Origin of the sequence: Streptomyces sp. NPDC004126, from assembly GCF_050275515.1 — a bacterium.
Taxonomy (GTDB): domain Bacteria; phylum Actinomycetota; class Actinomycetes; order Streptomycetales; family Streptomycetaceae; genus Streptomyces.
In genome coordinates, this window is the sequence record NZ_JBNNPF010000026.1 from 53,549 (window position 1) to 76,860 (window position 23,312).

A 23,312-nucleotide genomic window follows, 5' to 3' on the forward strand; every position below is an offset into this window, starting at 1 on the left:
TTCTGAGGTGCTCCGGCCTCTGGTTCGGCCGGCCTCTTCTTTTCCGCCCCCGGCCCCGCCCGCAGGGCCCCCCGACGGCCCTGCGGCATTCCGGCAGGCAGCGGGCCAGGCCCGCCCGTCCCTGGTCCGGGACTGGATGCGTACCGTACACGCCCACTCCGGTCCCGCCCTACGGACCGGCCTGGCCGCGCAGTGCAGCCCCGCCGCTCCATCCAGCCTCACCGCTCCATCCAGCCCCACCGCTCCATCCAGCCCCGCCGGCGTTTGAGGCGCGGGGGTCCGGGGGCAGAGCCCCCGGCAACGGCGCCGCACGCCCACGACGGCTCCCGGGGGCCAACCCGGCGGTCCGGACGCCGAGTCCGGTCCCCCGAAACCCGCGGCCAGCGGACTGGCATCATCGGCGGTATGACAAGCACCCCGCCCCTCCTCCCCCCGCACGCCCGCGTCTTCGTCGCCGGACACCGCGGCCTCGTGGGGTCCGCGGTCGCGCGCCGCCTCACCGCCGACGGCCACGAGGTGCTCACGCGCGGCCGCGCCGACCTCGACCTGCGCGACGCCGCCGCGACGGAGGCGTACCTGCGCGACGTCCGCCCGGACGCGGTCGTGCTGGCCGCCGCGAAGGTCGGCGGGATCATGGCGAACAGCACGTACCCGGTGCAGTTCCTGGAGGACAACCTCAGGATCCAGCTCAGCGTCATCGCCGGCGCGCACGCGGCCGGCGCGGGCCGGCTGCTGTTCCTCGGCTCCTCCTGCATCTACCCGAAGCTGGCCCCGCAGCCGATCACCGAGGACGCCCTGCTGACGGGCCCGCTGGAGCCCACCAACGAGGCCTACGCCCTCGCGAAGATCGCCGGCATCGTGCAGGTGCAGTCGTACCGCAAGCAGTACGGGGCCTCGTTCGTCTCGGCCATGCCCACGAACCTCTACGGACCGGGCGACAACTTCGACCTCCAGTCCTCGCACGTGCTGCCGGCGCTGATCCGCCGCTTCCACGAGGCGGCCGCGGAGGGGCGCGACGAGGTCGTCCTCTGGGGCAGCGGCACCCCGCGCCGGGAGTTCCTGCACGTGGACGACCTGGCGGCGGCCTGCGCGGTGCTGCTGGAGAGCTACGACGGCGACGAGCCCGTCAACATCGGCTGCGGCGAGGACCTCACCATCAAGGAGCTGGCCGAGACGGTCGCCGAGGTCACCGGCTTCGGGGGCCGCCTGGCCTGGGACACCTCCAAGCCGGACGGGACCCCGCGCAAGCTGCTCGACGTGTCCCGTCTGACCTCGCTGGGCTGGAAGCCGGGCATCGCCCTGCGGGACGGCATCGACGCCACCTACCGCTGGTGGCTCGGCCAGGGCTGACGTCACCGCACGTCCCCTCAGTACGCTCCGCGGCCGTCGACCACGGCGCGGAGCGTACGGCCCATCACGTCGACATCGCTGGTGAAGGACCAGTTGTCCACGTACTGCAGATCGAGCTGAATCGTTTCGTCCCAGGACAGGTCCGACCGCCCGCTGATCTGCCACAGGCCGGTCATCCCGGGCCGTACGGTGAGCCGGCGCAGCTCGACCTCGTCGTACTCCGCCACCTCCTCGGGCAGCGGCGGACGGGGGCCGACCAGCGACATGCTGCCCGTCAGGACGTTGACGAGCTGCGGCAGTTCGTCCAGTGAGGTGCGGCGCAGCAGCCGGCCGACCCGGGTCACCCGGGGGTCGCGGCGCATCTTGAACATCAGGCCGTCGTTCTCGTTGGCCCCGGCCAGCCCGGCCTTGAGGCGGTCGGCGTCCGTCACCATCGTGCGGAACTTCCACATGACGAAGGGCACCCCGTCGCGGCCGACGCGCCGCTGGCTGTAGAAGGCGGGCCCCTTCGAGCCGAGCCGGATGGCCAGGACGAGCCCGAGGAACAGCGGCGACAGCAGCAGCAGCCCGACGGCCGCCCCCACCCGGTCGAGCACCGCCTTGAGCAGGGGCTGCACCCCCCGCCGTACGGGAGGCGCGACCCGCAGCACGGCGAGCCCGCCCGCCGACAGGGTCTCCAGCCGCTTGACGGACACCTCCACCAGGCCGGGGAAGACGGCGAGTTCGAGGCCCTCGTCGTGCAGGGCCCAGGCCACCCGCCGCAGCCGCTCCCCCGCGAACCGCGCCCCGGGCGCCACCAGCACCAGGTCGGCGTGGTGGCGGCGGACGGCGCGCAGCACGGCGGACGCGTCCCGGTTCGGCGCCTTGGGCATCGAGGCGTCCAGCCTGGCGGCGACGGGCATCCCGCCGGCGAGGGGGCCCCCGCCGACCGGGACGAGGCCGACGGCGACGTACGGGTGGTCGGTGCGCGCGGCGAGGTGCGCGATGACGTGCTCGGCGGCGGCGGGCTCGCCGACCACCAGGACCCGGCTGACGGCCTGCACCTCGCGGCGGGCCGCGGACAGGTGGCGGTACGTCAGTTTGTGGCAGGCGACGGTGACGAGGAGTGCGGGCAGCAGTGCGCCGAGGGCGGCGAGGCGGGGGGTCTCCTCGGCCGTCACCACGCGGGCGACGGCCAGGACACCGATCAGAATCAGCCAGTCGTGCAGTACGGGGAGCACTCCGCGGGACTCTCCGAGCACCCGGCCGGCGTACCGTCGGCGCAAGGCCTGCACCCCGGTCCAGGCGAGGGCCGCGCCGAGTGCGCAGTGCAGGGGCCTGGCCTGTCCGGCGGCGTCGAAGACCAGGCCGACGGGCACGGCGGCGCCGACAAGGTCGGCCGTGACGGCCACGGGCAGGTACCACCGCGCCTTGTCTCCGAGGCGTCGCACCGGGGCCGCCTCCGGTCCGTGGGGCCCGGCCGCCCCGGAGGCCTCTCTTTGCTCAGGAAAACGGACATGCCTCATGGTCCCCCCTGGCACGTGGTCTGTTTCGGTGCCGCCTGTCCACTGCTTCCCCTGACAGCGAACACATGTCGCACCGGGAAACAGTACGACAAACACCCGTACGGTAAATGCCGTTCGGGTGAACGAGACCCCTTGTTGCCCAAGTGTTAACAGCCGGTAGCAACCGTTCCAGCCGCGGGCGGGACCGCTCCCACACGAAGGTGAATGGTTCGGATACCGGATACGTCTCTTCGGACAACGAACTGTTTCCGGCCAACCTTTTGATGTGGCCCTGACATCGCGGCCAACAGCTGGCACTCTTCGATCCGTTCATCGCACCAGCCCTGATCTGCCCGGAGGCCCACCCAGCCATCCGGAACCCCCCTTGCAGAAGGAGTCTGCGTTGAGTCCCACCCCCCAGCGGCGTGCCACCGCGGCCGGCGCCCTCGTAGCCGCGGCCGCCCTGATCGCCGTAGGCATGCAGGCCGGCACCGCCACCGCCGCCGCCGACGCCACCGCGTCGCAGGCCCGCACCGCCGCCCAGCCCAACCCGGGCGCGGCGGCCGCCAAACTCAGCGCTTCGGAGCGTGCGACGCTCCTCGCCGAGGCCAACTCGACCACCGCCCAGGCCGCCAAGTCGCTCGGCCTCGGTGGCGGCGAGAAGCTGATAGTCCGCGATGTGGTCAAGGACGCGGACGGCACCACGCACACCACGTACGAGCGGACCTACGACGGTCTGCCCGTGCTCGGCGGTGACCTCACCGTCCACGCCAAGGACGGCGTCACCAAGAGCGTGACCAAGGCGACCCAGCACGAGATCAAGGTCTCGGACACCAACGCCACCGTCACCCCGTCCGCCGCCGAGGGCCAGGCCGTTTCGGCTGCGAACGCCGAGGGCTCCAAGCAGACCAAGGCCGACAAGGGCGCCCGCAAGGTGATCTGGGCCGCGGAAGGCGTCCCGGTCCTCGCCTTCGAGACCGTCGTCGGCGGCCTCCAGGACGACGGCACCCCGAGCCAGCTGCACGTGATCACCAACGCCAAGACCGGCGCGAAGATCGCCCAGTGGCAGGGCGTCCAGACCGGCACCGGCAACACCATGTACAGCGGCCAGGTCACCCTCGGCTCCTCGCAGTCGGGCAGCAACTGGACGCTGACCGACGCCGGCCGCGGCAACCACAAGACCTACAACCTCAACGGCGGCAGCTCCGGCACCGGCACCCTGTTCTCGGGTCCGGACGACATCTGGGGCAACGGCCTGGCCTCCAACAAGGAGACGGCCGCCGCGGACGCCCACTACGGCGCCCAGGTCACGTGGGACTACTACAAGAACGTCCACGGCCGCAACGGCCTGCGCAACGACGGCGTGGCCCCGTACACCCGGGTCCACTACGGCAACGCGTACGTCAACGCCTTCTGGGACGACTCCTGCTTCTGCATGACCTACGGCGACGGCGAGGGCAACAACAAGCCCCTCACCTCGACCGACGTGGCCGCGCACGAGATGACCCACGGCCTCACCTCGGTCACCGGCAACATGACCTACAGCGGTGAGTCCGGCGGTCTGAACGAGGCCACCTCCGACATCATGGCGGCGGCGGTCGAGTTCTACGCCGCCAACCCGCAGGACGTCGGCGACTACCTGGTCGGCGAGAAGATCGACATCAACGGCGACGGCACCCCGCTGCGCTACATGGACAAGCCGAGCAAGGACGGCGGCTCCAAGGACGCCTGGTACTCGGGCCTCGGCGGCATCGACGTCCACTACTCCTCGGGTCCGGCGAACCACTGGTTCTACCTGGCCTCCGAGGGCTCCGGCGCCAAGGTCATCAACGGCGTGAGCTACGACTCGCCGACCTCCGACGGCCTGCCCGTCACCGCGATCGGCCGTGACGCCGCCGCGAAGATCTGGTTCCGCGCGCTGACGGTGGGCTACTTCAAGTCCAACACCAACTACGCCGACGCCCGCGTCCAGACGCTGAAGGCCGCCGCCGACCTGTACGGCCAGGGTTCGGCCACGTACAACAACGTCGCCAACGCCTGGGCCGCCATCAACGTCGGCCCGCGCATCAACGACGGCGTGACGGTCACCGCGATCGCCAACCAGACCACCCAGATCAACACCGCGGTGAGCCTCCAGGTCCAGGCGACCAGCACCAACCCGGGCGCGCTGACCTACTCGGCCACCGGCCTGCCGGCCGGCCTGTCGATCAACTCCTCGACCGGTCTGATCTCCGGTACGGCGACCACCGCGGCCACGTCCAACGTGACCGTCACGGTGACCGACTCCGCCTCGAAGACGGGCACGGCGTCCTTCACCTGGACCGTCGGCACCGCGCAGCAGAACGTCTTCGAGAACACGAACGACTACGCGATCGCCGACAACGCCACCGTCGAGTCCCCGATCACGGTGACCCGCACCGGCAACGCGCCGAGCACCCTCAAGGTGGACGTCAACATCGTCCACACCTACATCGGTGACCTGAAGGTCGACCTGGTCGCGCCCGACGGCTCCGTCTACAACCTGCACAACCGTTCCGGCGGCAGTGCGGACAACATCGTCAAGAGCTACACGGTGAACGCCTCCTCCGAGGTCGCCCAGGGCGTCTGGAAGCTCCGGGTCAACGACAACGCGAGCCTGGACACCGGCAAGATCGACAGCTGGAAGCTCACCTTCTGATCCCCTCGGGGCAGGAAGTGAACCACCGCTGAACCGCTGAAACCACGGGGCCGCCCGGGAGGAAACCTCCCCGGGCGGCCCTGTCCCATGCGGCGGGACGGTCCGTCAGCCGATGGAACGGAAGACATCGTTCATGTAGTCCCCCGGGGTCATCGCGCGGCCCTGGCCGGGGCGGACCATGCTGCGGTCATCGTCGTCCCAGTCGTCGTCACGGCCACCGTGGTGGCCGCCGTGGTGGCCGTCCGGCTTGAAGAACACCGAACGGACGTTCAGGTCGTGTGCGCGCTCGCCCGGCCGCAGCGTCTCCTGGGCCTCGCCCCCGCAGCTGTCGCCCCGGAAGACCAGGGCGAGGGACTCCGTGTCGTTCTCCACCCAGAAGGCGGGCCGGTTCCGCGAGGTGCCGGTCAGCCGGTAGCAGGTGTCGTTGTCGGCGGGCTCGATCGTCCTGCGGCGCGTGTCCCCGTCGTCGGCGAACCGGTAGTGGAACTCGCCCAGGGAGTGGTGGTACGGGTCGTGGCCGGTGGCCAGGGACGGGCCGGCTGCCGGGAGGACGAGGGTGAAGGAGGCGAGGAGCGCGGCCGCGGCGGTGGAGCGAAGACGCATGTGAGGGTCCGTTTCTCGGGGGGCATGGGGACCGGGTCCGGTGGACGTCCGCGGGCAGCCTAGGAGCGGACGGGCCACCGGCAGCCCCGCCATGCACAGCGCGTTCGAAGGTTCACCCTCCCGGGGGCGGCTCAGGCGGAGGTCCGTCCGGACGCGGGAGCGGCGGCCGGAGCACCCGCCGGAGCGGTCGCCGGGGCTCCGCCCTGCGCCGGGACCGGAGCCCCGGCGGCCGGGCGGCGGACCAGCAGCGCCACCGCCAGCGCGCCGGCCAGGCCCATCGCCCCCGAGACCAGGAAGGTGTCCCGCAGCCCGCTCGCGAAGGCCGCGTCGACCCACTCCCGCGCCCCCGGCGCCGCCAGCAGCCGCCCCGCCCCTCCGGAGGCGAGGGCGTCGGCGAGTTCCCGGGGCCGCCCGCCGAGCCCGTCCGCCAGCCCGGCGTGGAACACCGCGCCCAGCACCGCGATCCCCAGCGCGGTGCCCAGCTGCCGCGCGGTGTTCAGCACGCCGCCGGCCATGCCCGCCCGGGCCGGGGCCACCGCGCCCATGGCGGTGGCCGCCAGCGCCGGGGTCGCCATGCCCACGCCGACGCCGGTGAGCAGCAGCCCGGGGGCGAGGGCGGTCCAGCCGTCGCCCGCGTCCAGCATCCAGGCCTGGAGCAGCGCGCCCGCCCCGATCAGCAGCAGCCCGCCGCCGATGGTCAGCCGGGGCGACGCCCCGTGCAGCAGCCGCCCGGCCAGAGCCGCGACGACGAAGCCGGCGAGGCTCATCGGGAGCAGCACCAGGCCGCCGCCCACCGGGCTCATCCCCTCGGCGGACTGGAGCCAGAGGGAGACGTACATCAGGTACGAGAACGCCGCGCCGGACAGCAGCAGCCCGGCGGCCATCACCGCCACGAAGACCGGGCTGCGGAAGAGCGACAGGTCCAGCATCGGGCGGGAGCCGCGCAGTTCGACGAGGACGAAGGCGGCGAAGGCGGCCGCGGCGAGGCCGAACAGCCCGAGGGTGGCGGCCGAGGTCCAGCCGTTCTCCCCGACCCGGATCAGGGCGTACGTCAGGGCCGCGGCCCCGACGGTGAAGGCGGCCATGCCGGGCAGGTCGAGCCCCCGCGCCCGCGGGTCACGGGACTCGGCCACCGCCTTCAGGGTCACCCAGACGGCCAGCGCGCAGACGGGCAGGTTGATGAAGAAGATCCAGCGCCAGCCGAAGTGCTCGGTCAGCAGCCCCCCGATGACCGGGCCGGCCGCGGCGGCGGCGCCGTTCACCGCACCCCACACGCCGAAGGCGACGCCCCGGTCGCGGCCCTGGTAGGCCGCGCTGAGCAGGGCCATGGTGGTGGCGAACATGGCCGCGCCGCCGACGCCCTGCACGGCGCGGAAGGCGATCAGCGCGGCCGGGCCGTCCGCGACCCCGCAGGCGAGGGAGGAGGCGGCGAAGAGCAGCAGCCCGCCGAGGTAGACGCGGCGGCGGCCGATCCGGTCCGCGAGTGAGCCCGCGCCGAGCAGCAGGGCGGCCAGGGCGAGGGCGTAGACGTCCATCACCCACTGGAGGCCGGCGAAATCGGTGCGCATGTCGGCGGCCATGTCCGGGAGGGCGACGGTCACGATCGTGACGTCGACCAGGAGCATGAACGCCCCGAGGCACACCGCCGTCAGCGGCAGCCACTTACGCATGGGGGGTCTCCTCGTGTCGGGGTGGGGCGGGGAGCGCCCCCGCGTGACCCCACGCTCGCAGCGGCCGCCCCGGAACCCCACCCGCAGACCTCCTCCTGCCGGATTTCCCTCACCGGTGGACCCGTCATGATGGAAACCATGAATGACGAGGAGCTGGACGGTCTCGACCGTTCCCTGATCCAGGCCCTGGTGATCGACGGCCGGGCGCCCTTCAGCCGGATCGCCGAGGTGCTGGACGTCTCCGACCAGACCGTCGTGCGCCGCTACCGGCGGCTGCGGAGCGCCGGGCTGATCCGCGTCGTCGGGCTGCCCGTGGGCAGCCGCGTCGGGCTGTTCGAGTCCTGGCTGCGGATCCAGTGCGCCCCCGACGCGGCGCTGCCGGTGGCCGAGGCGCTCGCCCGCCGCCCGGACATCGCCTGGGTGACCCTGAACTCCGGCGGCACGGAGATCCACTGCATGACCCGGGCCCGCACCCGCAGGGACCGCGACGCCCTGCTGCTGGACAAGCTGCCGCGCACCCGCCGGGTCACCGGCATCAGCGCCCACACCATCCTGCGGAAGTTCTTCGGCGGGCCCGAGGCGTGGGCGGGCGTCGACGAGCTGAGTCCCGACCAGATCGCGGCCCTGCAGCGCCCCCCGGCCGGGCCCGCGCCGGACCGGTACGTCCTCGACGCCGCGGAGTCGGCGCTGCTGGCGGTGCTGGGCCGGGACGGCCGCGCGGGGTATCCGGAGCTGGCGCGCGCCACCGGGCTGTCGGAGTCCACCGCCCGGCGCCGGCTGGAGCGGCTGCGGGACCTCGGGGCGCTCTTCTTCGACGTGGAGTTCGTGCCCGAGCTGTTCGGCTACGAGGCGGAGGCGACGCTGGTGCTGACCGTCCCGCCGGCCCGGCTGGCGGAGGTGGGCAGCGCCCTCGCCGGCCACCGCGAGGTGCCCTTCGCGGCGGCCGTGACCGGGGCGGCCTCGCTGATGGCGGTGGTGGTGTGCCGGGACACCGACGCCCTCTACACCTATCTGACCGAGAAGATCGGCGCGGTCGACGGGGTGGGCCAGGTCGAGGTGATCCCGGCCCTGCGCAGCGTGAAGCGGGCCGGGATGCTGGTCGAGGGCGGGCGGCTGGTGGATCCGCCGCCCGCCCCCTGAGCCCGTCCCGCACCCTGCCCGCGGCGGCGGGTCAGCGCAGCAGTACGCCGCCCAGCGCGTCGGTGTCCACCGGGGCCGCGACCAGGCCCAGTTCGGCCGGGGTCGCCAGCAGCGGGTGCGTCGGCAGGATCCGTACGGTGTAGCCGAAGGGCCCGGTCCGGTCGAGCGCGAGCGGGCCCTCGTACACCCAGCGCCCCTCCATGTCGGGTCCGGCGGCGGGCTTGAGCGGGAAGGCCCGCCCGTCCCGGATCACGTCCTGGGCGTCGACCCGCCCGGCGACGGCCTGCACCTCCACGTCCTCCGGCGCGAGGGCGTCCAGCGCGACCCGCACCCGCAGCGTGAGGGTGGCGCCCAGTTCGGCGGTCCCCCCGACGGGCGCGGCGGCCACGGCCTCCACGTGCTCGACGGCGACCCGCGGCCACGAGGCCCGGATCCGGCCCTTCCACCAGGCCAGTTCCTGCGCGGCGTCGGGGGTCAGGGCCCGGTGGGAGAGCGCGGCCGGGGCGTAGAGGCGTTCCACGTACTCCCGCACCATCCGCCCCGCGAGCACCTTCGGGCCCAGGGAGACCAGGGTGCGCCGGACCATCTCGATCCACCGCACGGGCAGCCCGGCCCGCCCGTCCCGGTCGTAGAAGCGGGGTGCGACCCGCTCCTCGATCAGCTCGTAGAGGGAGCCGGCCTCCAGGTCGTCGCGGCGGTCCTCGTCCGTGCCGAGCCCGTCGGCGGTGGGGATGGCCCAGCCGAAGTCGGGCTCGAACCACTCGTCCCACCAGCCGTCCAGCACCGACAGGTTGAGGCAGCCGTTGAGGGCGGCCTTCATCCCGCTGGTGCCGCAGGCCTCCAGCGGGCGGAGCGGGTTGTTCAGCCAGACGTCGCAGCCCGGGTAGAGCTTCTGCGCCATGGCCATGCCGTAGTCGGGCAGGAAGACGATGCGGTGGCGCACGCGCGGGTCGTCGGAGAAGCGGACCAGCTCCTGCACGAGCCGCTTGCCTCCGTCGTCGGCCGGGTGCGCCTTGCCGGCGACGACGATCTGCACCGGGCGGTCCGGGTCCAGCAGCAGCCGGCGCAGCCGCTCCGGGTCGCGCAGCATCAGGGTGAGCCGCTTGTACGAGGGCACGCGGCGGGCGAAGCCGATGGTCAGCACGTCCGGGTCGAGGACGCCGTCGACCCAGCCGAGTTCGGCGTCGGCGGCCCCGCGCTGCTTCCAGGAGGCGCGCAGCCGGTCGCGGACCTCCTGGACGAGCTGCTCGCGCAGGGTCCGGCGTACGTCCCAGACGTCCTGGTCGGTGATCTGCGCGACGGCGTCCCAGCGGGCGGAGGCGCCCACGGCGAGGGCGTCCTCGGTGCGTCCGGCCCCGATCTGGCGGGCGCCGAGCCGCATGACCTCGGGGGCGACCCAGGTCGGGGCGTGGACCCCGTTGGTCACGGAGGTGATGGGCACGTCGGCGGCGTCGAAGCCCGGCCAGAGCCCGGCGAACATGCCCCGGCTGACCGCTCCGTGGAGGGTGGAGACCCCGTTCGCCCGCTGGGCGAGGCGCAGGCCCATCACGGCCATGTTGAACACCCCGGGGTCGCCGCCCGGGTAGGACTCGGCGCCCAGTTCCAGGATCCGCTCGACCGGTACGCCGGGCAGTTCGCCGCCGTCGCCGAAGTGGCGGGCGACGAGGGAGCGCTCGAAGCGGTCGATGCCGGCGGGCACGGGGGTGTGCGTGGTGAACACGGTCCCGGCGCGCACGGCTTCGACGGCGGCGTCGAAGCCGAGGCCCTGCTCGACGTCGAGTTCCCTTATGCGTTCCAGTCCGAGGAAGCCGGCGTGTCCCTCGTTGGTGTGAAACACCTCGGGGTCGGCGTGGCCGGTGATCCGGCAGTACGCCCGTACGGCGCGGACGCCGCCGATGCCGAGGAGCATCTCCTGGAGGAGGCGGTGGTCGCTGCCGCCGCCGTAGAGCCGGTCGGTCACCTCGCGGGCGCCGGCGTCGTTGTCCTCGACGTCGGAGTCGAGCAGGAGCAGCGGCACCCGGCCGACGCGGGCCTGCCAGATGTGCGCGTGCAACGACCGCCCGCCGGGCAGGGTGAGCGTGACCCGGGCGGGGACGCCGTCCTCGTGCCGCAGCAGGGACAGGGGCAGCTCGTGGGGGTCGAGCACCGGGTAGTGCTCCTGCTGCCAGCCGTCTCGGGAGAGGGACTGGCGGAAGTAGCCGTGCCGGTAGAGCAGGCCGACGCCGACGACGGGGACGCCGAGGTCGCTGGCGGCCTTGAGGTGGTCCCCGGCGAGGATCCCGAGGCCGCCGGAGTACTGGGGCAGGGCTGCGGTGATGCCGAACTCGGGGGAGAAGTAGGCGATGGCGGCGGGGAGCTCCGCGGCGTTCTCGTTGGTCTGGTACCACCTGCCGCCGTGGAGGTAGTCGTCGAGGTCGGCGGCGGCCACGGCGAGCCGGCGCAGGAACCGCCGGTCGGCGGCGAGTTCCGCCAGCCGGGAGGCGGGCACGGCGCCGAGCAGCCGGACGGGGTCGCCGCCGGCGGCCTGCCAGCCCTCGGGGTCGACGGATTGGAAGAGTTCGCGGGTTTCCGTATGCCACGACCAGCGCAGGTTGCGCGCGAGGTCGGCGAGCGGCATGAGGGGTTCGGGGAGGACGGGGCGCACGGTGAATCGACGGATAGCCTTCACACGTTCCACCTTCGCAGGGGATGACGGATCGGAGCGACCGCACCACGCTGTGCACCCGCGCGTCGCCCCCGGAAGGCTAGCGGCGCAGCCGCGGCCCGGCCATGGCGCCTCCGGGACGGACTGTCAGGCGTCCGTCGCGAGACGGGCGTGCAGGTGCTCGTCGTGCCAGCCGTCGGCGTGCCGGAGGGCGCCGCGCATGGTGCCCTCCAGCGGGAAGCCGGCCTTCAGCGCGACGGCGCAGGAGGCCGGGTTGGCGACCGAGTGGCAGATGCGCTGCCGGTGCAGCCCCGCCTCGCGGAAGCCCCAGCCGGCCACCGCGGCCACGCCCTGCGGCATCACGCCCCGCCCGCGCCCGGCCGGCAGCAGCCAGTACAGGAACTCCGCGCTCGCGCCCTCGGGGTCGAAGTCGGCGAGCCCGACCAGGCCGACGGCCGGGGCGGCCGGCTCCGCCGACACGGCCCAGGCCGCCGCCGCCCGCTGCTCCCACCGCCGGTTCCAGCGGGCTATGCGGGCCGCCGCCGATTCCAGGGTCTCGGGCTCGGGCCGGTTCCAGTGCCGGATGCCGGGGTCCTCGTACGCGGTGACGAGCACGGGGGCGTCGGCCTCGCGCCAGGGCCGCAGCACCATTCCGCAGGGGAGGTCGAACACCGGCTGAGGGGTCCCGCCCCATGGGGCGGGAGCGGCTGTGGGGGCCTGCGTGACGAGGGTGTTTTCGCTGTCCATCGGCCCATCCTCGCCGACTTGACGGAGCCTCGGCGGATCCCGGGCCGGGCCGAGCCGTTCCCCCGCAGTCCGCGTCCCACTACGTACGAGTAGTTAACCGACGGTGCGGATTGGGCGGGGTGAGAGTGGGAAGGGCTGTGCGGGTACACGCGGTACACGCACGGCGCACCCGCCCACAACCTTTCCCCGCCACCCGAGTGAACGCGGACAGGAGCGGCCATGCCCGCAGCCCAGCCGTCTTCCGAGCGGCTAGAAACAGAGCGAACAGAGCGTGCACTACCAGCCGCGATTCCGGCTGGCCCGTCACCGAGCCCTGCGAACTGCCTCCAGGTGATCCCATCATGATCGGTCGCATTCCCGTGCTGGACGTCCGCCCCGCCGTCGACTGCGGCGCCAGACCCGCCAAGGCGGTCGTGGACGAGGTCTTCGAGATCTCCGCCACCGTGTTCCGAGAGGGCCACGACGCCGTCGCCGCCCATGTCGTACTGCGCGACCCGAGCGGGCGGCTGCGCCCGCCGGTGCCCTTGCGCGAACTCGCCCCCGGCACCGACCGGTGGGGCGCCCGGGTCTCCGCCGAGGTCGAGGGGAGGTGGACGTACACCGTCGAGGCGTGGAGCGACCCGGTCGCCACCTGGCGGGCCCACGCCGCCATCAAGATCCCGGCCGGCCTCGACACGGGGCTGATGCTCCTCGAAGGGGCGGAGCTCTACGAGCGGGCCGCCGCGAAGATCCCCAAGCGGGACGGCCGCGAGGCCGTGCTGGCCGCGGCCGACGCGATGCGCGACGAGGACCGGCCGGCCGCGCAGCGGTACGAGGCCGCCCTCGCGCCCGCGGTCGGCGCGGCGCTCGCCCGCCGCCCGTACCGGGAGCTGGTCACGGCCGCCAAGCCGCTGCCGCTGGTCGTCGAACGCAGGCGGGCCCTCTTCGGCTCCTGGTACGAGATGTTCCCGCGCTCGGAGGGAGCGGTGGTGGAGCCGGGCAGGGCCCCGGTGAGCGGCACCTTCCGCACCGCCGCCGAACGGCTGCCGGCCATCGCCGCGATGGGCTTCGACGTCGTGTACCTGCCGCCCATCCACCCGATCGGCTCCACCTTCCGCAAGGGCCCCAACAACACTTTGTCGGCGGGGAGTTGGGATCCGGGCGTGCCCTGGGCCATCGGCTCCCCGGAGGGCGGGCACGACGCGGTCCACCCCGAGCTCGGCACCCTGGAGGACTTCGACGCCTTCGTGGCGCGCGCCCGCGACCTGCGGATGGAGATCGCGCTCGACTTCGCCCTCCAGTGCTCCCCCGACCACCCGTGGGTGGACAAGCACCCGGAGTGGTTCCGCCACCGCGCCGACGGGACGATCGCGTACGCCGAGAACCCGCCGAAGAAGTACCAGGACATCTACCCGGTCCACTTCGACTCGGACATGGCCGGCATCGTCGAGGAGACGGTCCGGATCCTGCGGCACTGGATGGAGCACGGGGTCCGGATCTTCCGGGTCGACAACCCGCACACCAAGCCGGTCGTGTTCTGGCAGAAGGTGATCGCGGAGATCAACAAGTCCGACCCCGACGTGATCTTCCTGGCGGAGGCCTTCACCCGGCCCGCGATGATGCGCGCGCTCGCGTCCGTCGGCTTCCAGCAGTCCTACACCTACTTCACCTGGCGCAACACCAAGGCCGAGCTGACCGAGTACCTGACCGAGCTGTCCGGCGACCGCTCGGCGTCCGTGATGCGGCCGAACTTCTTCGTGAACACGCCCGACATCCTGCACGAGTACCTCCAGAACGGCGGCCGGCCCGCCTTCGAGGTCCGGGCGGTCCTCGCCGCCACCCTCTCCCCCACCTGGGGCGTCTACGCGGGCTACGAGCTCTGCGAGAACACCCCCGTCCGGGAGGGCAGCGAGGAGTACCTGAACTCCGAGAAGTACGAGCTGCGCCCGCGCGACTGGGCCGCCGCCGACCGCGAGGGCCGCACGATCGCCCCGCTGATCACCGCCCTGAACCGGCTGCGCCGGCGCAACCCGGCCCTCCAGCAGCTGCGCGACATCCACTTCCATCCGACCGACAACGAACAGGTGATCGCCTATTCGAAGCACTCCGGTGGCAATTCCGTACTGGTGGTCGTCAACCTCGATCCGCACCACACCCAGGAGGCGACGGTCTCGTTGGACATGCCGGTACTCGGCCTCGACTGGCACGGGTCCCTCGCGGTGCGCGACGAGCTCACCGGCGAGACATACCACTGGGGCAGGGCGAACTACGTGCGCCTGGAACCGGGCCGTACTCCCGCGCACGTCCTGGCCGCCCTGCGACCGTCCCCGCCCACCGGAGGGTCACCCACCACATGATGATCAACGATCCCGTCCACGACACCTTCGAGGACACCCCCGCCAAGGACCGCGACCCCGACTGGTTCAAGCGGGCTGTCTTCTACGAGGTCCTGGTCCGCTCCTTCCACGACAGCAACGGCGACGGCGTCGGCGACCTCAAGGGGCTCACCGCCAAGCTGGACTACCTCCAGTGGCTCGGCGTCGACTGCCTGTGGCTGCCGCCGTTCTTCGCCTCGCCGCTGCGCGACGGCGGCTACGACGTCTCCGACTACACCTCCGTGCTGCCCGAGTTCGGCGACCTCGCCGACTTCGTGGAGTTCGTGGACGCCGCGCACACCCGCGGCATGCGGGTGATCATCGACTTCGTCATGAACCACACCAGCGACCAGCACGAGTGGTTCCAGCAGTCCCGCAAGGACCCCGAAGGGCCCTACGGCGACTACTACATGTGGGCCGACAACGACAAGCAGTACCAGGACGCCCGCATCATCTTCATCGACACCGAGACCTCCAACTGGACGTACGACCCCGTCCGCAAGCAGTACTACTGGCACCGCTTCTTCTCACACCAGCCGGACCTCAACTTCGAGAACCCGGCCGTGCAGGAGGAGATCGTCTCGGCGCTGCGGTTCTGGCTCGACCTCGGCATCGACGGGTTCCGCCTCGACGCCGTGCCCTACCTCTACGCCGAGGAGGGCACCAACTGCGAGAACCTGCCCCGCACCCACGAGCTCCTCAAGCGGGTCCGCGCCGAGATCGACGCGCACTACCCGGACACGGTGCTGCTCGCCGAGGCCAACCAGTGGCCGGAGGACGTCGTCGACTACTTCGGCGACTTCTCCAAGGGCGGCGACGAATGCCACATGGCGTTCCACTTCCCGGTGATGCCGCGCATCTTCATGGCCGTGCGAAGAGAGTCGCGCTACCCCGTCTCCGAGATCCTGGCCAAGACCCCGGCGATCCCGGACGGCTGCCAGTGGGGCATCTTCCTGCGCAACCACGACGAGCTCACCCTCGAAATGGTCACGGACGAAGAACGCGACTACATGTACGCCGAGTACGCCAAGGACCCCCGGATGCGGGCCAACATCGGCATCCGCCGCCGGCTCGCCCCGCTCCTGGACAACGACCGCAACCAGATGGAGCTGTTCACCGCCCTGCTGCTGTCGCTGCCCGGCTCGCCGGTGCTCTACTACGGCGACGAGATCGGCATGGGCGACAACATCTGGCTCGGCGACCGCGACGGCGTACGGACCCCCATGCAGTGGACCCCGGACCGCAACGCCGGTTTCTCCTCCTGCGATCCGGGCAGGCTGAACCTGCCGGTCATCATGGACCCGGTCCACGGGTACCAGGTCACCAATGTCGAGGCGGCCATGGCGTCGCCCTCCTCACTGCTGCACTGGACCCGCAGGCTGATCGAGATCCGCAAGGCCAACCCGGCCTTCGGCCTCGGCTCGTACACCGAACTGCCCTCGTCCAACCCGGCGGTGCTCGCGTTCCTGCGCGAGTTCGGGGACGACCTGGTGCTGTGCGTGCACAACTTCTCCCGCTTCGCGCAGCCCACCGAACTGGACCTGAGGTCGTTCAACGGGCGGGTCCCGGTGGAGCTCACGGGAGACGTGCGCTTCCCGCCGATCGGCGAGTGGCCGTACCTGCTGACCCTGGCGGGCCACGGCTTCTACTGGTTCCGGCTCCGCAGCGACCAGCGCGCCGACTGACGGACCCGCTACGGGGCGGGCACTCCTTTGGGTCAACGGCCCGCCCCTGTACGGATCATCCTGACCCGACACACGCACATACCGGAGAAGCAACTGCCGCGCATCCGGGACACTCTGCGCATTCTGTGACGGCCCGGGGAAAGGACGCGACGCCATGTCGGAGGCTGCATCCGCCCGGAGCCGGCTGACGCCCGCCCGGGCCGGCGGAACCACCGCGCTGGAACCGATGCTGAGGGACTGGCTGCCCGCACAGCGCTGGTTCGCCGGCAAGGGGCGCCGGATCGGCCGGATCGAGGCCGTCTCGACGGCCGAACTGCTGCCGCCGGGCTCCGCCCCCGGCCTGCTGCACCTGCTGCTCGACGTGGACGGGGACTGCTACCAGCTCCTGCTGGGCATCCGCCCGTCCCCGCTCCCGCCCGCCCTCGCGCCCGCCCTGATCGGGCACGCCGAGAGCGGCCCCTACGCGGGCCGGGCCGTGTACGAGGCGCTGGGCGACCCCCGGCTCGCCTCCCTGCTGCTGGAACGGCTCCGCTCCCCCGGGACGCTGGGCCCGCTCCGCTTCGACCGGGACCCGGACACCCCGGTCCAGGCCGGACTGCTGCCCCGGCCGCTGTCCGGGGAGCAGACCAACTCCTCTCTGATCTACGGGGATTCGTACATCCTCAAGGTGTTCCGCCGGGTCGGCCCCGGGGTCAACCCGGACCTGGAACTGCCCCGGGCCCTGGCCGCCGCCGGCTGCGCCCGCGTGCCCGCTCCGGTCGCCTGGTACGAGGCCGAGCTGCCCGGTGGAGAACCGTTGACCCTGGGCGTGCTCCAGCCCTACCTGCGCGGCTCCGACGACGGCTGGCAGCTGGCCCTGCGCAGACTCGGGGCCGGGGCCGACTTCACCGCCGAGGCGCACGCGCTGGGCCGGGCCACCGCCGAGGTGCACAGCGCCCTCGCGACCGCACTGCCCACCCTGGCCCTCGGTCCCGAGCAGACCGCCCGGCTCGCCGCCGGGATGACCGCCCGGCTCGCCGCCACCTGCCGCGAGGTGCCCGCGCTGCGGCCGTACGAGGCCGGGCTGCGCGGCGCCTTCGACGCGCTGGCCGCCTCCCGGGGCGCCGGGGTCCCCGCCCAGCGCATCCACGGGGACCTGCACCTGGGCCAGACCCTGCGCACCGCCGACGGCAGCTGGGCGCTGATCGACTTCGAGGGGGAGCCCGCCCGGCCGCTCGCCGACCGCCGCCGCCCCGAGCCGGCGGTCCGCGACATCGCCGGGATACTGCGCTCCTTCGACTACGCCGCCCGCTCGCACCGGCCCTTCGCCCCCGCCTGGGCGGACGCCTGCCGGACCGCGTTCTGCGAGGGCTACGCCCGCACCACCGGCCGCGACCCGCGCGAGGACCCGGTGCTGCTGCGCGCGTACGAGACCGACAAGGCGGTGTACGAGGCCCGGTACGAGTCCCGGCACCGCCCCGACTGGCTGCACGTCCCGATGGCCGCGATCCGCCGGCTGTCGGAACCCCAGCGGCCCGCACACCGCATGCCCCCGCCGGCTCCCGGCACCACCCCCACCCCCCACCCGAAGCCCCCGAGGAGGCCGCTCGCGTGAGCGCCGCACGACAGCCGTCACCGACCGTCCGCGAGGAAGCCGCAGCCGTACCCGAACCCGCGAAGCGGGCCCGCGCGCCACGCGCCCGCCGCGCCGCCCCGCCGCACGGCGTGCGGCCGGCGCCCGCGCTGGACGCGGAGGAACGGGCCCGGCTGCTGGAGGGCCGCCACCACGACCCGCACTCGCTGCTGGGCGCCCGCGCACAGCGGGGCGGGGTGGCCTTCCGGGTGCTGCGCCCGTACGCGAAGGCCGTCACCATCGTGGCGAAGGGGCTGCGGGCCGAGCTCTTCGACGACGGGGAGGGGCTGTTCTCCGGTCTGCTGCCGCTGACCGGGGTGCCGGACTACCGGCTGCTGGTGACGTACGAGAGCGACGAGGTCGAGGTCCACGACCCGTACCGGTTCCTGCCCGCCCTCGGGGAGCTGGACCTGCACCTGATCGGCGAGGGCCGGCACGAGGAGCTGTGGACGGCGCTGGGCGCCCGGCCGATGGAGCACCAGGGGGTGGCCGGCACCCGCTTCACCGTGTGGGCGCCGAACGCCCGGGGGGTGCGGGTCACCGGCGACTTCTCGTACTGGGACTCGGTGGCCTACCCGATGCGCTCGCTCGGCGGGAGCGGGGTGTGGGAGCTGTTCCTGCCCGGGGTCGGCGAGGGCGCCCTGTACAAGTACGACATCACCCGCCCCGACGGCAGCCACACCCTGCGCGCCGACCCGATGGCGCAGTACGCGGAGGTCCCGCCGGCGAACGCCTCGGTGGTCACGGCCTCGCGGTTCGTGTGGCAGGACGCCGAGTGGATGGCCACGCGCGGCGCCCTGGCCCCGCACCAGGCGCCGCTGTCGGTGTACGAGCTGCACCTGGCGTCCTGGCGGCCGGGGCTCACGTACCGGCAGCTGGCCGACCAGCTGCCGGCGTACGTGAAGGAACTCGGCTTCACGCACGTGGAGTTCATGCCGGTCGCCGAGCACCCCTTCGGCGGCTCCTGGGGCTACCAGGTCACCGGCTTCTACGCGCCGACCTCGCGGATGGGCACCCCGGACGACTTCCGGCTGCTGGTGGACTCGCTGCACCGGGCCGGGATCGGGGTGATCGTCGACTGGGTGCCGGCGCACTTCCCGCGCGACGACTGGGCGCTCGCCGAGTTCGACGGGCGGCCGCTGTACGAGCACCAGGACCCGCGGCGGGCCGCGCACCCGGACTGGGGGACGCTGGAGTTCGACTACGGGCGCAAGGAGGTCCGCAACTTCCTGGTGGCCAACGCCGTCTACTGGTGCCAGGAGTTCCACGTGGACGGGCTGCGCGTGGACGCGGTGGCCTCGATGCTCTACCTGGACTACTCGCGCGGCGAGGGCGACTGGTCGCCGAACGAGCACGGCGGCCGGGAGGACCTGGACGCCGTGGCGCTGCTGCAGGAGATGAACGCGGTGGTCTACCGGCGCTGTCCGGGGGTGGTGACGATCGCAGAGGAGTCAACGGCCTGGGACGGGGTCACGCGGCCGACGGACTCGGGCGGACTGGGCTTCGGCCTGAAGTGGAACATGGGCTGGATGCACGACACGCTGCGGTACGTGTCGAAGGAGCCGGTGCACCGCAAGTACCACCACCACGACATGACCTTCGGGATGGTGTACGCGTTCAGCGAGAACTACGTGCTGCCGATCTCGCACGACGAGGTGGTGCACGGCAAGCGCTCGCTGGTGTCGAAGATGCCGGGCGACTGGTGGCAGCAGCGGGCCACGCACCGCGCGTACCTGGGCTTCATGTGGGCCCACCCGGGCAAGCAGCTGCTGTTCATGGGGCAGGAGTTCGCGCAGGGCTCGGAGTGGTCGGAGGCGTACGGGCCGGACTGGTGGCTGCTGGACTCCTCCTATCCGGCGGCCGGCGACCACCGGGGGGTGCGGAACCTGGTGGGCGACCTGAACCGCGCCTACACGGCGGCTCCCGCGCTGTGGGAGCGGGACGCGGTGCCGGAGGGGTTCGCGTGGGTGGAGGCGGACGCTCGCGAGGACAACGTGTTCGCGTTCCTGCGGTACGCGCAGGACGGCTCGCAGCTGCTGTGCGTGTCGAACTTCTCCCCCGTGGTCCGGCACGGCTACCGGATCGGGGTGCCGGAGGAGGTGCCGCTGTGGCGGGAGGTCCTCAACACCGACCGGGAGGAGTACGGCGGGAGCGGCGTCCACCACGGGCGGCCGCTGCGCCCGGAGCCGGTGCCGGCCCAGGGGCGTGCGGCGAGCCTGCGGATGACGCTCCCGCCGATGGCGACGGTCTGGCTCAGGCCGTGACGGGGGCGAGCGCCTCGTCGAGCTCCTGAAGCAGCCGGCGCTTGGGCCGGGCGCCGACGATCTGCCGGACGGGCTCCCCGTCGCGGAAGAGGAGCATGGTCGGCATGGACAGCACCCCGTAGCGCGTGACGGTCGCGGGGTTGCTGTCCGCGTCGATCTGGACGACCGCGAGGCGGTCCGCCCGCTCGGCGGCCACGGCGGAGAGCACCGGGGCGAGCTGGCGGCACGGGCCGCACCAGTCCGCGGTGAACTCCACCAGGACGGGCCGGCCCCGTTCGGCCAGCACCCGCGCCTCGAAGTCGGCGTCGGTCACTTCGGCCACACCCTTGGCGTGGATCATTTCCGTTCCCCTCTCGTCAGCCGGTTCTCTTCAGCCGGTCATCTCGCAGCGCGGCGCGGCGTCCCCGGCGGTCCGCTCGGCCGCCGCCAGCTGGCGGGCGACCTGGTCGCGGACGTCGGACAGCTGGCCGATCAGGCCGTCCAGCTCGGCGAGCTTGCGGCGGTAGACCGCGAGCGAGGCCGGGCAGGCGTCCCCGGCCGGGTGGCCGGCGCGCAGGCATTCGACGAACGGCCGGGTCTCCTCCAGTTCGAAGCCGAAGTCCTGGAGGGTCCGGATCTGGCGCAGCAGGCGCAGGTCGTCCTCGTCGTAGTCGCGGTAGCCGTTGCCGGTGCGGCGGGCCGTGAGCAGTCCGCGTGATTCGTAGTACCTGAGCGTCCGGGTGCTGGTCCCGGCCCGCCTCGCCAGTTCGCCGATGCGCATGGCCCGACCGTATTCCTTGACGCCGACGTCAAGGGAAGGGCGTCAAGGGAGAGCGTCAAGGAAAGGGGCGGGGCCCTCGCCACCCCCGTATGCGAGGGCCCCCGACATGGATCACGGACGGCGGACCGGTCCGGTTCACGCCCTGTGACCGGGATCACTCTCCGGGCCTCGCGAGTCACCTGAAATGGAGTGGCCTAATCCGTACGCTGGCCTCACTCCCGCAAATGGATCTTCCTATGGACCGATTACCGGACAGTCGCCGGGAAAACCGCCCAAAGTCATGAACTCCATAGGACTTTCCTACGAGTTATGGGCTTGTTTGAATAGTCTGTAGTCGGCGAAGGTTGGCCACTTCTACCGTGTGCCCTGTGCACTCCAGCCCACCTTTCAATGCCCCCGCCGCGCGCCGCATCCGCGCGGCCCTGGGCATGGCGCCCGGTCACGTCGCCTACGGCCTGCGGGCCCAGTACGGACTGCTCGTCGCACCAGAGACCGTGATGGCCTGGGAGCGGGGCGAGCAGTCGCCCACCTCCGCCGAGCTCACGGCCCTGGCCGGCGTGCTCTGGTGCTCCCCCGGGGAGCTGCTGGCCGAGCCCGTCAGCCTGCGGGAGCACCGCATCGCCCGTGGCCTGGACCCCGAGGACCTGGCCCGCCGGATCGGGGTCGAGGGGAACGCGTACCGCAAGATGGAGGAGAGCGGGCGCTGGAAGGGCAACGAACGCCAGTCCGCCGCCCTCGCCTCGGTGCTCGGCCTGAGCCTGGCGCAGTTCGTGACGGCCACCGGCAAGCACGAGGAGCTCGCCGACCTGCTGCGCAGCGCGGCGACCACCCGCTGGCAGGGCTACGTGAAGCCGCTGGCCAAGCTGCTGCCGATACCCAAGGCCCACCTGGAGCGGGTCCTGGAGCACCTCTACAACGACTACCAGTCGCGGATGGTGGCCACCCTCGGCTGGGGCGGCGCCGAGGGCGCGGCCGGTACCGGCGACGCGGGGCGGGAGTTCCTCGCGGAGATCACGGACCGGTTCTGGGCCCTGGCCGGCGGCGCCTGACGCACGGGGTGCCGCACCGGACGCGCGGCGGCCCCGGGCGCTTCCCGGGGGAGGCGCGCCGGGGCCGTTCGGCGGGAAACCGGGGACTCCGGTCCCGGCCGGGCGGGCCGTTCGGCCGCTCAGAAGACGGACTCGGCCTCGTACATCCGGTGCTCGGGGACGGTCTTGAGCTCGGTGACGGCCTCGGCCAGCGGGGCCATCACGATGTCGGTGCCGCGCAGGGCGGTCATCTTGCCGAACTCCCCGCGGTGCACGGCCTCGACGGCGTGCCACCCGAAGCGCGTGGCGAGGACGCGGTCGTAGGCGGTGGGGACGCCGCCGCGCTGGACGTGGCCCAGGATGACCGGGCGGGCCTCCTTGCCGAGGCGGTGCTCCAGTTCGATGGCCAGCCGGTTGCCGATGCCGGCGAAGCGCTCGTGGCCGTACTGGTCGATGGCGCCCTTCTCGTACGGCATGGAGCCGGCGGCCGGGTGCGCGCCCTCGGCGACGCAGACCACGGCGAACTTCTTCCCGCGGGCGAAGCGCTCCTCCACCATCTTCACCAGGGCGTCCACCTCGAAGGGGCGTTCGGGCAGGCAGATGCCGTGGGCGCCGCCGGCCATGCCGGACTCCAGGGCGATCCAGCCCGCGTGACGGCCCATGACCTCGACCACCATCACGCGCTGGTGGGACTCGGCGGTGGTCTTGAGGCGGTCGATGGCCTCGGTCGCGACCGTGACGGCGGTGTCGAAGCCGAAGGTCCGGTCGGTGGAGGAGATGTCGTTGTCGATGGTCTTCGGTACGCCGACCACCGGCATCCCCGCGTCCGCGAGCATCCGGGCGGCCGTCAGGGTGCCCTCGCCGCCGATCGGGATCAGCGCGTCGATGCCGTAGCGCCGCGCCAGTTCGTGGGCGTTCTCGGCGGCTTCGTGCAGCCGCGCGCGCTCCATGCGCGCCGAGCCGAGGATCGTGCCGCCGCGGGCCAGGATGCCGCTGACGGCGTTGATGTCGAGGGGGCGGTAGTGGCCGTCGAGGAGGCCCTTGAAGCCGTCCTCGAAGCCGATGACCTCGTCCCCGTGTCCGACCAGGGCACGGTGTACGACCGACCGGATGACAGCGTTCAGGCCCGGGCAGTCGCCGCCTGCGGTGAGAACTCCGATACGCATCGTGCTGTGTCTCCTGCCGTACATATGAAGGGCGTATTTGATGACGCCTGTCCGATTGTTCCATGTTCCGGGAGGGGTGCGCGCTCGGCACCGCTCCACCCACCAGGCCTTTCGTCCCTTCGGCCCGG

16 protein-coding genes are annotated in these 23,312 nt (G+C 72.6%); 8 read left to right on the top strand and 8 right to left on the bottom strand.

Annotated elements, in window-relative coordinates; all coding sequences use genetic code 11:
• Nucleotides 1-405: 405 nt before the first annotated feature.
• On the top strand, nucleotides 406-1,350 hold the full coding sequence (locus tag ACQKM2_RS23880) for a GDP-L-fucose synthase family protein (RefSeq protein ID WP_427712929.1): 945 nt from the start codon (nucleotides 406-408) through the stop codon (nucleotides 1,348-1,350).
• Between the two features lie 17 nt (nucleotides 1,351-1,367).
• Here ACQKM2_RS23880 and ACQKM2_RS23885 read toward each other — a convergent pair whose 3' ends face one another.
• Nucleotides 1,368-2,855: a sugar transferase gene (locus ACQKM2_RS23885; protein ID WP_427712932.1), complete on the bottom strand. Its 1,488-nt coding sequence runs from the start codon at nucleotides 2,853-2,855 to the stop codon at nucleotides 1,368-1,370.
• A 382-nt stretch (nucleotides 2,856-3,237) separates the two neighbouring features.
• Here ACQKM2_RS23885 and ACQKM2_RS23890 point away from each other — a divergent pair, with 382 nt between their 5' ends.
• Nucleotides 3,238-5,511: a M4 family metallopeptidase gene (locus ACQKM2_RS23890; protein ID WP_427712935.1), complete on the top strand. Its 2,274-nt coding sequence runs from the start codon at nucleotides 3,238-3,240 to the stop codon at nucleotides 5,509-5,511.
• A 105-nt stretch (nucleotides 5,512-5,616) separates the two neighbouring features.
• Here ACQKM2_RS23890 and ACQKM2_RS23895 read toward each other — a convergent pair whose 3' ends face one another.
• Entirely contained in the window at nucleotides 5,617-6,114 is a 498-nt protein-coding gene (locus tag ACQKM2_RS23895; protein WP_427712937.1) for a hypothetical protein, read from the bottom strand.
• A 131-nt stretch (nucleotides 6,115-6,245) separates the two neighbouring features.
• Nucleotides 6,246-7,784, bottom strand: coding sequence for an MFS transporter (locus ACQKM2_RS23900; protein WP_427712940.1), 1,539 nt, complete (start codon nucleotides 7,782-7,784; stop codon nucleotides 6,246-6,248).
• Between the two features lie 138 nt (nucleotides 7,785-7,922).
• Between ACQKM2_RS23900 and ACQKM2_RS23905 the strand changes: the two genes are divergently transcribed.
• The gene (locus ACQKM2_RS23905; protein WP_427712943.1) at nucleotides 7,923-8,924 is read left to right on the top strand and encodes an Lrp/AsnC family transcriptional regulator; all 1,002 of its coding nucleotides are present in this window, start codon (nucleotides 7,923-7,925) and stop codon (nucleotides 8,922-8,924) included.
• A gap of 31 nt (nucleotides 8,925-8,955) precedes the next feature.
• On the opposite strand, the gene glgP is transcribed toward ACQKM2_RS23905, so the two are convergent.
• Both glgP and ACQKM2_RS23915 read right to left on the bottom strand, forming a co-directional pair.
• Nucleotides 8,956-11,592 carry an alpha-glucan family phosphorylase gene (gene glgP / locus ACQKM2_RS23910; RefSeq protein WP_427712947.1) on the bottom strand — a complete coding sequence of 879 codons (2,637 nt, stop codon included), beginning with the start codon at nucleotides 11,590-11,592 and terminating at the stop codon, nucleotides 8,956-8,958.
• Nucleotides 11,593-11,715: 123 nt separating this feature from the next.
• Nucleotides 11,716-12,315, bottom strand: a complete 600-nt coding sequence (locus ACQKM2_RS23915) for a GNAT family N-acetyltransferase (protein WP_427712950.1) — start codon at nucleotides 12,313-12,315, stop codon at nucleotides 11,716-11,718.
• 341 nt (nucleotides 12,316-12,656) lie between these two features.
• Between ACQKM2_RS23915 and ACQKM2_RS23920 the strand changes: the two genes are divergently transcribed.
• The 4 genes from ACQKM2_RS23920 to glgB all read left to right on the top strand — a co-directional run bounded on the left by ACQKM2_RS23920 (nucleotide 12,657) and on the right by glgB (nucleotide 20,230).
• Nucleotides 12,657-14,651 (top strand): maltotransferase domain-containing protein, encoded by a 1,995-nt coding sequence (locus tag ACQKM2_RS23920; RefSeq protein ID WP_427712953.1) that lies wholly within the window; start codon nucleotides 12,657-12,659, stop codon nucleotides 14,649-14,651.
• Nucleotides 14,648-16,354, top strand: coding sequence for a maltose alpha-D-glucosyltransferase (gene treS / locus ACQKM2_RS23925; protein WP_427712955.1), 1,707 nt, complete (start codon nucleotides 14,648-14,650; stop codon nucleotides 16,352-16,354). Before ACQKM2_RS23920 ends, treS begins: the two co-directional genes overlap by 4 nt.
• Nucleotides 16,355-16,508: 154 nt before the next feature.
• Nucleotides 16,509-17,948, top strand: coding sequence for a maltokinase N-terminal cap-like domain-containing protein (locus ACQKM2_RS23930; RefSeq protein ID WP_427712958.1), 1,440 nt, complete (start codon nucleotides 16,509-16,511; stop codon nucleotides 17,946-17,948).
• The gene (gene glgB / locus ACQKM2_RS23935; RefSeq protein ID WP_427712961.1) at nucleotides 17,945-20,230 is read left to right on the top strand and encodes a 1,4-alpha-glucan branching enzyme; all 2,286 of its coding nucleotides are present in this window, start codon (nucleotides 17,945-17,947) and stop codon (nucleotides 20,228-20,230) included. Before ACQKM2_RS23930 ends, glgB begins: the two co-directional genes overlap by 4 nt.
• On the opposite strand, the gene ACQKM2_RS23940 is transcribed toward glgB, so the two are convergent.
• On the bottom strand, nucleotides 20,220-20,570 hold the full coding sequence (locus ACQKM2_RS23940) for a thioredoxin family protein (RefSeq protein ID WP_427712963.1): 351 nt from the start codon (nucleotides 20,568-20,570) through the stop codon (nucleotides 20,220-20,222). The genes glgB and ACQKM2_RS23940 overlap by 11 nt on opposite strands.
• Nucleotides 20,571-20,600: 30 nt before the next feature.
• Entirely contained in the window at nucleotides 20,601-20,990 is a 390-nt protein-coding gene (locus ACQKM2_RS23945) for a MerR family transcriptional regulator (protein ID WP_427712966.1), read from the bottom strand.
• A gap of 359 nt (nucleotides 20,991-21,349) precedes the next feature.
• On the opposite strand from ACQKM2_RS23945, the gene ACQKM2_RS23950 reads away from it, so the two are divergent.
• The gene (locus ACQKM2_RS23950; protein WP_427712968.1) at nucleotides 21,350-22,039 is read left to right on the top strand and encodes a helix-turn-helix domain-containing protein; all 690 of its coding nucleotides are present in this window, start codon (nucleotides 21,350-21,352) and stop codon (nucleotides 22,037-22,039) included.
• A 119-nt stretch (nucleotides 22,040-22,158) separates the two neighbouring features.
• Here ACQKM2_RS23950 and ACQKM2_RS23955 read toward each other — a convergent pair whose 3' ends face one another.
• Nucleotides 22,159-23,184 carry an ATP-dependent 6-phosphofructokinase gene (locus tag ACQKM2_RS23955; RefSeq protein WP_125816170.1) on the bottom strand — a complete coding sequence of 342 codons (1,026 nt, stop codon included), beginning with the start codon at nucleotides 23,182-23,184 and terminating at the stop codon, nucleotides 22,159-22,161.
• Nucleotides 23,185-23,312 lie beyond the last annotated feature (128 nt).